Below are 8,269 nucleotides of genomic sequence, written 5' to 3'. Positions count from 1 at the left end.
CGGATGCGCGCCAACATCGGCATCCGCCGCCGCCTCGCCCCCCTCCTCGACAACGACCGCAACCAGATCGAGCTGTTCACCGCCCTGCTGCTGTCCCTGCCCGGCTCGCCGATCCTCTACTACGGCGACGAGATCGGCATGGGCGACAACATCTGGCTCGGCGACCGCGACGCCGTCCGCACCCCCATGCAGTGGACCCCGGACCGCAACGCCGGCTTCTCGTCCAGCGACCCGGGACGCCTCTTCCTGCCGACGATCATGGATCCGGTCTACGGCTACCAGGTCACCAACGTCGAGGCGTCGATGTCCTCGCCGTCCTCGCTGCTGCACTGGACCCGGCGCATGATCGAGATCCGCAAGCAGAACCCCGCCTTCGGCCTCGGCTCGTACACCGAACTGACCTCCACCAACCCGGCCGTGCTCGCCTTCCTGCGCGAGTACGAGGACGACCTGGTGCTCTGCGTCCACAACTTCTCCCGGTTCGCCCAGCCCACCGAGCTGGACCTGCGGGCCTACGACGGACGCCATCCGGTGGAGCTGATCGGCGGCGTGCGCTTCCCCGCCATCGGTGAACTGCCCTATCTCCTCACCTTGCAGGGCCACGGCTTCTACTGGTTCCGGCTCACCCGAGTCGCATCCCGCATCGGCCGCCGCCGCTGAGCGCACGGCACCGAGGAAAGGACGCGTCACCATGCCGAAGACCATCACCCTCCGGCCGAGAACCGCGGCCGGTGTCGACGGCCCCCTCGCCTCGCTCGGCGGACTGCTGCGCGCGTGGCTGCCCCGGCAACGCTGGTTCGCGGGCAAGGACCGGCCCGTGACCGACCTGTCGGTGCTGAGTGTGACCGAGCTGTTCCCCGGGTGTCTGCATCTGCTGGTGCACGCCTCGCACGCGCCGGTGCCCACCCCCGGCGGCACTCCCCCGCCGGGCGACTGCTACCAACTCCTGCTCGGCGTGCGCGAGCAGCTCGCGCCACGTCTGGAGCGTGCCTTCATCGGGCGGGCCACCGCGGGCCCGCTGTCGGGCCTCGCGGTCTACGACGCGCTGCACGACCCGCGCTCGGCGAACCTGCTCCTGGAGCGGCTGCGCCGGCCCGGCAGCGCGGGCCCGCTGCGCTTCCACGCGGACCCCGCCGCCCCGGTGCCGGGGGGCCTGCCGCCCCGGCTGCTGGACGCCGAACAGTCCAACACCTCGCTGGTGTACGGCGACGCGTACATCCTCAAGCTCTTCCGCCGCATCCAGCCGGGCGTCAACCCCGACCTGGAGGTGTCGGCGGCGCTCGCCGCGCAGGGCTGCACCCGGGTGCCCGCGCCGGTGGCCTGGTTCACCACCAGCGCCCCGCGTCCGGCCACGCTGGGCGTGCTCCAGCCGTTCCTGCCGGACGCCACCGACGGCTGGACGCTGGCGCTGGGCGCGCTCGCCGCGGGCGACGACTTCACCGCCGAGGCCCGTGAGCTGGGCCGCGCCATGGCCGAGGTGCACCTCGCGCTGGCCGAGGCGTTCCCGCCGGCCGGCCCCGGCGAGAGCGGGCACCCCGCCGAGGCGATGTGCGCGCGCCTGGAGGCCGCCGCGCACGCCGTGCCGGGCCTGAAGCCCTTCGTGCCCGGCCTGCGGGCCGCGTTCGGGGCGCTCGCCACGTGCGACACCGGGCCCCCCGCCCAGCGCATCCACGGCGATCTGCACCTCGGGCAGGTGCTGCGGGCCGGCCGCGACTGGTTCGTCATCGACTTCGAGGGCGAGCCGTCGAGGCCGCTGACCGAGCGGCGGGCCCCGCAGTCCCCGGTGCGGGACGTGGCGGGGATGCTGCGCTCCTTCGACTACGCGGCCCGGCAGCGCCGCCCCTGGCGACCCGAGTGGGCGCGCCGCTGCCGGGAGGCGTTCTGCGCGGGCTACGCGGCCCGCGCGGGCTGGGATCCACGCAAGAAGCACGCGCTGCTGCGCGCGCACGAGACGGACAGGGCGGTGTACGAGGTGCTGTACGAGGCGAGACACCGGCCGGACTGGCTGCCGGTACCGATGGCCGCGATCAAGCGGCTCGCGGTGTGGGGAGGCTGACGGCATGGCACTGCGCGACACGTCGCTGCCCGAGACCGCGGGCCCGGTACCCGCCTCGGCCACCGCGCTGGACCCGGCCGAGCGCGACCGGCTGCTCGGCGGGGCCCACCACGATCCGCACGCCCTGCTGGGCGCCCACCCGGTGCCGGGCGGCACCCTGTTCCGGGCGCTGCGCCCGCACGCGCGGGCGGTGAGCGTCCTGGTCGACGGGATGGCCAACCCGCTCGTCTCCGAGGGCGGCGGGCTGTTCGCGGCCGTGCTGCCCTACCCGGAGATCCCGCCGTACACGCTCCTCGTGGCGTACGACGAGGACGAGCACGAGGTGCACGACCCCTACCGTTTCCTGCCCGCGCTGGGCGAGCTGGACCTGCACCTGATCCGCGAGGGCCGGCACGAGCAGCTCTGGCGGGCGCTCGGCGCCGAGCCGATGACCCACGAGGGCGTGGCCGGCACCCGGTTCACCGTGTGGGCGCCCAATGCCCAAGGGGTGCGCGTCGCCGGGGACTTCACCTACTGGGACGGCACGCAGTACCCGATGCGCTCGCTCGGCGCGTCCGGGGTGTGGGAGCTGTTCCTGCCCGGGATCGGCGAGGGCGACCGCTACAAGTTCGAGATCACCTCCCGCTACGGCCACCGGTTCCTCAAGGCGGACCCGATGGCCCGGCGCACCGAGGTCCCGCCGGACACCGCGTCGGTGGTGACGGCCTCGCGCTACGAGTGGGGCGACGCGGAGTGGATGGCGCACCGCGGCGACACCCCGGTGCACGAGGCGCCGTTCTCCGTGTACGAGGTGCATCTGCCGTCCTGGCGACCGGGACTGACATACCGTCAACTAGCCGACGAACTACCCGCGTACGTCCGCGAGATGGGCTTCACGCATGTGGAGCTGATGCCGGTGGCGGGGTACCCGTTCAGCGGCTCCTGGGGCTACCAGGTCACCTCCTACTACGCGCCCACGCCCCGGCTCGGTTCCCCGGACGACTTCCGGTACCTGGTGGACGCGCTGCACCGGGCGGGCGTCGGCGTGATCATGGACTGGGTGCCGGCGCACTTCCCCAAGGACGACTGGGCGCTGGCCCGTTTCGACGGGGATCCGCTGTACGAGCCGGGGAACGCGGCGCGGGCCGAGCACCCGGACTGGGGGACCTACGAGTTCGACTACGGCCGCACCGAGGTGCGCAACTTCCTCGTGGCCAACGCCGTCTACTGGTGCGAGGAGTTCCACATCGACGGCCTGCGGGTGGACGCGGTGGCCTCGATGCTCTACCTGGACTACTCGCGGGACTCCGGGCAGTGGGAGCCGAACGTGTTCGGCGGGCGCGAGGACCTGGCCGCGGTGGCGTTCCTCCAGGAGATGAACGCCACCGTCTACCGGCGCTGCCCGGGCGTGGTGACCATCGCCGAGGAGTCCACCGCCTGGGACGGGGTGACCCGGCCGACCGACGGTGGCGGGCTCGGGTTCGGGCTGAAGTGGAACATGGGCTGGATGCACGACTCGCTCCAGTACATCCAGAAGGAGCCCGTGCACCGCAAGTACCACCACAACGAGATGACCTTCTCGATGGTGTACGCCTACAGCGAGAACTACGTGCTGCCCATCTCGCACGACGAGGTGGTGCACGGCAAGCAGGCGCTGGTCTCCAAGATGCCGGGCGACTGGTGGCAGCGGCGTGCGAACCACCGCGCCTACCTGGGCTTCATGTGGGCCCACCCGGGCAAGCAACTGCTGTTCATGGGGCAGGAGTTCGCCCAGGGCGCCGAGTGGGCCGAGGCCCAGGGGCCCGAGTGGTGGCTGCTGTCCGACGACTACCACTCCGCCGGTGACCACCGGGGCGTGCAGTCGCTGGTGCGGGACCTGAACGCGCTGTACCGGGCGACACCGGCGCTGTGGCAGCGGGACACCGACCCGGGCGGCTTCCGCTGGGTGCTGTGCGACGCGGCGGACGACAACGTCTTCGCGTTCCTGCGCTTCGCCGCGGACGGCACCCCGCTGCTGGCGGTGTCGAACTTCTCCCCGGTGGTCCGGGAGGACTACGGGCTGTGGGTCCCCGAGGAGGTGCCCGCCTGGCGGGAGCTGCTGAACACCGACGACGTCGGCTACGGGGGCGGCGGGGTCCCCGTCGGCGCGCCGGGGGCGCTGAAGCCGGCCGACGGCACCCTGCGGCTCACGCTGCCGCCGCTGGCCACGGTGTTCCTGGGTCCGCTGCGCTGAACGCGCAGGTGTCGGCGACGGTCACAGGGGCAGTCGGGGTCGTAGGAATCCCTGGCTGCCCCTGGTCGCAGGGAGGAAGGGCGGCACCGAGTGCGCACCGTCGGAGTGGAGGAGGAGCTCCTTCTGGTCGATCCGGACAACGGCGACCCGAAGGCGCTGGCGGCGGCCGTGCTGGCACGGGCCGCCCAGGACGATCCCGGGCAGGACGTGTTCGAGAAGGAACTGTTCGGGCAGATGCTGGAGTTCGCCACCCATCCGCAGTGGGACATGGCGGATCTCGGCGACGAGATCGTGCGCTGCCGCAAGGAGGCGGCCCGGCATGCCGGGCAGATCGGCTGCACGGTCGCCGCGCTGGCCACCTCGCCGCTGCCGGTGAACCCCTCCCTCACCGTGAACGAGCGCTATCAGTGGCTGGCCGAGCGGTACGGCATCGGCACCCGGGACCAGCTCGTCTGCGGCTGCCACGTCCATGTGTCCGTGGAGTCCGACGAGGAGGGCGTGGCGGTCCTGGACCGGCTGCGGCCCTGGCTCCCGGTGCTCACCGCGATCAGCGCCAACTCCCCCTTCTGGCAAGGCCATGACACCGGCTACCAGAGTTATCGCACCCGGGTCTGGGCCCGCTGGCCGTCGGCCGGGCCGACCGAGCCGTTCGGGTCCCCGGAGCGCTACCACCGGCGGGTGGCGGACATGGTGGCCACCGGGGTGATCCTGGACGAGGGAATGGCGTACTTCGACGCACGTCTGTCGGCGCGCTATCCGACGGTCGAGGTGCGGGTCTCGGACGTGTGTCTGTGCGCGGACACCGCGCTGCTCATCGCGACCCTGACCCGGGCCCTGGTGGAGACGGCCGCCCGGGACTGGCGGGCGGGCGAGCCCGCGTCCGACCACAGCGTGAGCCTGCTCGGGCTCGCCTCCTGGCAGGCCGCGCGCGCGGGGCTCGACGGGGATCTGCTCGACCCCACGACCATGCGGCCCCGGCCCGCCGACCGGGTGCTGCGGTCACTGCTGGAGCGCGTCGGGGACGCGCTGGACGCCAGCGGGGACGCGGACCGCGCGGACAAGGGCGTCGAGGCACTGCTCCGGCGCGGCAACGGCGCGCGCGAACAGCGCCGCCTGCTGGAACGCGGCGCCACCCTGCGCGACGTCGTCACCGAGTGCGTGCGGCACACCCAGGGCTGAGCGAGGACGACCGGGCAGTCCGAGGGCGTCGAGGGGCCGCCCGGCACGGCGACCGCGCTCGGGGACAGCGGCGGCCGGCGTCGGCTGCCGGAGCGCGGTGGGAAACCGGGCCGGGGTGCGGCACCGGATCCGCTCGGTCAGTGGATCAGGACCAGGGCGTACACCAGGAAGAACGCGGCGATCAGCACCACCAGGCCCAGGATCAGCACCAGTGGCGCCTTGGCCCAGCCGCGCTGCGTCGCGCCCGGCTCCCGCGTCGCCGCCTGGGGCATGCTGCTCTCCGCGGGCGGGGTCTCGCCGGGCGGCACCGAACCGCCGGGCTCCAGGCCGGTGGTGCGTTCGGGTTCCGGATCGGGGTTCACATGGCTCATGTCTGGACTCATGCCCCCCGAGTCCCCACGAGGCGCCGGCCTCACCAGCCGATCGCGTGGGCCGTCGGTCCGGCCGGCAGGCGGTGTGCCGCGCCGGGCGTCCCAGGGTCTACGGTGTCCTGCGGAGCCGTTCGCGCCGGGCCACGGGCTGCTCGCAGCCCGTGAGGGCGCGCCAAGGGGCGATCACGCGGACGGATATCCGGCCCGGCTGTGGGAACCCGCAGCGCGAGAGATCAGCGACGACGACCGTCCTGGCCGCACGGGGCAGCACAGGGGCTCCTCGCGGCCGGGGCCGGGGAATGCGGAGATGGCGACGGAGCCGCGTGGGGACGAGACACCGCCCTCGGAGGAGACGTACGAGCGTGAGTTCTCCTTCGCGGGTGAACTGCGCAACGTCACGGAGGCGCGGCTCGCCGCGGAGGACTTCCTGGGCGCGCTGGCCCGGGTCGCACCGCCCGGCGAGCACGAGTACTGGGACGACATCCTGCTGGTCGTGACCGAACTGGCGGCCAATGTCATCCAGTACGCGCCCGGTCCGTTCGACCTGCGGATGCGGCGCACCTTCGACGGCGTGCACGTGATGATGCACGACACCAGCACGACCAGGCCGGAGCCCCGGCCCTTCCATCCGCGCACGGGCGGCGGCGGCATCGGCTGGCACCTGGTGCACACGCTGTGCTCCCAGGTCAGCGTGGTGGTGCACGACGAGGGCAAGGACATCCATGTGTTCCTGCCCTGGTGAGCGCCGCGAGGTGTAACCGCGCGCCGTCCGGTTACCCACCGCGTGCGGGTGCCGCCCTCACCGTGTACGAGGGACCCGCGTTCGTCTGCCTGCCGCACCCGACTGGCGCAGCGGCCCGGGTCGCGGTGGTATCGGAGTTGGTGCGCAGCGATCCAGGGCATGCGAACGGCGTCGAGTCGGACCGCCGCCTGGAGCCGCAGAAAGGGATGGACACCGTGACACGACCCAGGATCCTGGTGGTCGGCGCAGGCTTCGCAGGAGTGGAGTGCGTCCGCCGCCTGGAGCGGAAACTCGCCCCCGACGAGGCCGACGTCACCCTGGTGACGCCCGTCTCCTACCAGCTCTATCTGCCGCTGCTGCCCCAGGTCGCCTCCGGTGTGCTCACGCCGCAGTCGATCGCGCTCTCCCTGCGCCGCAGCAGGCGGTACCGCACCCGGATCCTGCCGGGCGGCGCGATCGGCGTGGACCTGAAGGCCAAGGTCTGCGTCGTCCGCACCATCACCGACAAGATCGTCAACGAGCCGTACGACTACATCGTGCTGGCCCCGGGCAGCGTGACCCGCACCTTCGACATCCCCGGCCTGACCGACCACGCCTTCGGCATGAAGACGCTCGCCGAGGCCGCCTACATCCGCGACCACGTCATCTCCCAGCTCGACCTCGCCGACGCCAGCGACGACCCCGCCGAACGGGCCGCGCGGCTCCAGTTCGTGGTGGTCGGCGGCGGCTACGCGGGCACCGAGACCGCCGCCTGCCTCCAGCGGCTCACGCACGCCGCCGTACGGCGCTATCCGCGCCTGGACCCCGGACTGATCCGGTGGCATCTGATCGACATCGCGCCCAAGCTGATGCCGGAGCTGGGCGACAAGCTCGGCCGCAGCGCGCAGGAGATCCTGCGGCGGCGCGGCATCGACGTGTCCCTCGGGGTGTCGATCGGCAAGGCCGGACCGCAGGAGGTCACCTTCACCGACGGCCGCGTGGTGCCGACGCGCACCCTGCTCTGGACCGCCGGTGTGGTGGCCAGTCCGCTGATCGCCACGCTGGGCGCGGAGACGGTCCGCGGCCGGCTCGTCGTGGATCCCGAGCTGACCGTGCCCGGGCAGGACGGGGTGTTCGCGCTCGGCGACTCGGCCGCCGTGCCCGATCTCGCCAAGGGCCAGGAGGGCACGGTCTGCCCGCCGACCGCGCAGCACGCCTCGCGCCAGGGCAAGCGGGTCGCCGAGAACGTCATCGCGACCCTGCGCGGCCAGCCGTTGCAGCCGTACCACCACAAGGACCTGGGCCTGGTCGTGGACCTCGGCGGCAAGGACGCGGTGTCCAAGCCGCTCGGCATCGAACTGCGCGGGGTGCCGGCGCAGGCGGTGGCCCGCGGCTACCACTGGTCGGCACTGCGCACGGGTGTCGCCAAGGCCCGGGTGATGACCAACTGGACGCTGAACGCGCTGGCCGGGGACGATTTCGTGCGCACCGGCTTCCAGGCGCGCAAGCCCGCCCGGCTGAAGGACTTCGAGTTCACGGACGCGTACCTGACGCCGGAGCAGGTGCGGGCCCAGGTGGAGGGCGGCGTCACCAGCCTCTGACGCGACGGGGTCGCCGAGGACCGCCGGCCGGTTCACTCTCGATCAGCACGTGCGGCCCTGGCGGAGGACAGCGGTCCGGGCCCACGTGCGATGCTGGAGCAAAGATCGATTTCTGGCACGGGTCCACGG

Annotated in this window: 7 protein-coding genes; 6 read left to right on the top strand and 1 reads right to left on the bottom strand. The window is 72.8% G+C overall.

From position 1 onward, the window contains the following. The 4 genes from AB0927_RS24110 to AB0927_RS24095 form a co-directional block, all read left to right on the top strand. Window positions 1–660: alpha-glucosidase C-terminal domain-containing protein (locus tag AB0927_RS24110; RefSeq protein ID WP_366669769.1), on the top strand; the 660-nt coding region annotated here is incomplete at its 5' end. Window positions 661–691: 31 nt separating this feature from the next. After that, the gene (locus AB0927_RS24105) at window positions 692–2,056 is read left to right on the top strand and encodes a maltokinase (protein WP_366669768.1); all 1,365 of its coding nucleotides are present in this window, start codon (window positions 692–694) and stop codon (window positions 2,054–2,056) included. A 4-nt stretch (window positions 2,057–2,060) separates the two neighbouring features. Then, window positions 2,061–4,268, top strand: coding sequence for a 1,4-alpha-glucan branching enzyme (glgB, locus tag AB0927_RS24100; protein WP_366669767.1), 2,208 nt, complete (start codon window positions 2,061–2,063; stop codon window positions 4,266–4,268). Between the two features lie 90 nt (window positions 4,269–4,358). Continuing rightward, window positions 4,359–5,447, top strand: a complete 1,089-nt coding sequence (locus AB0927_RS24095; protein ID WP_366669766.1) for a glutamate--cysteine ligase — start codon at window positions 4,359–4,361, stop codon at window positions 5,445–5,447. 137 nt (window positions 5,448–5,584) lie between these two features. Here the strand turns inward: AB0927_RS24095 and AB0927_RS24090 are convergent, their stop codons facing one another. Continuing rightward, on the bottom strand, window positions 5,585–5,818 hold the full coding sequence (locus AB0927_RS24090; RefSeq protein WP_366669765.1) for a DUF6480 family protein: 234 nt from the start codon (window positions 5,816–5,818) through the stop codon (window positions 5,585–5,587). Window positions 5,819–6,125: 307 nt separating this feature from the next. Here AB0927_RS24090 and AB0927_RS24085 point away from each other — a divergent pair, with 307 nt between their 5' ends. Together AB0927_RS24085 and AB0927_RS24080 are read left to right on the top strand one after the other, a co-directional pair. Next, window positions 6,126–6,560: an ATP-binding protein gene (locus tag AB0927_RS24085; RefSeq protein ID WP_366669764.1), complete on the top strand. Its 435-nt coding sequence runs from the start codon at window positions 6,126–6,128 to the stop codon at window positions 6,558–6,560. 206 nt (window positions 6,561–6,766) lie between these two features. Beyond that, a complete protein-coding gene (locus AB0927_RS24080) occupies window positions 6,767–8,140 on the top strand; it encodes an NAD(P)/FAD-dependent oxidoreductase (RefSeq protein ID WP_366669763.1) in 1,374 nt (457 codons plus the stop codon). Window positions 8,141–8,269 lie beyond the last annotated feature (129 nt).

The sequence above is a fragment of the Streptomyces sp. NPDC048106 genome (assembly GCF_040706415.1).
Taxonomy (GTDB): Bacteria; Actinomycetota; Actinomycetes; order Streptomycetales; family Streptomycetaceae; genus Streptomyces.
The sequence above is the reverse complement of the archived record's forward strand: the minus strand, read 5'-3'. Positions and strand labels throughout refer to the sequence as shown.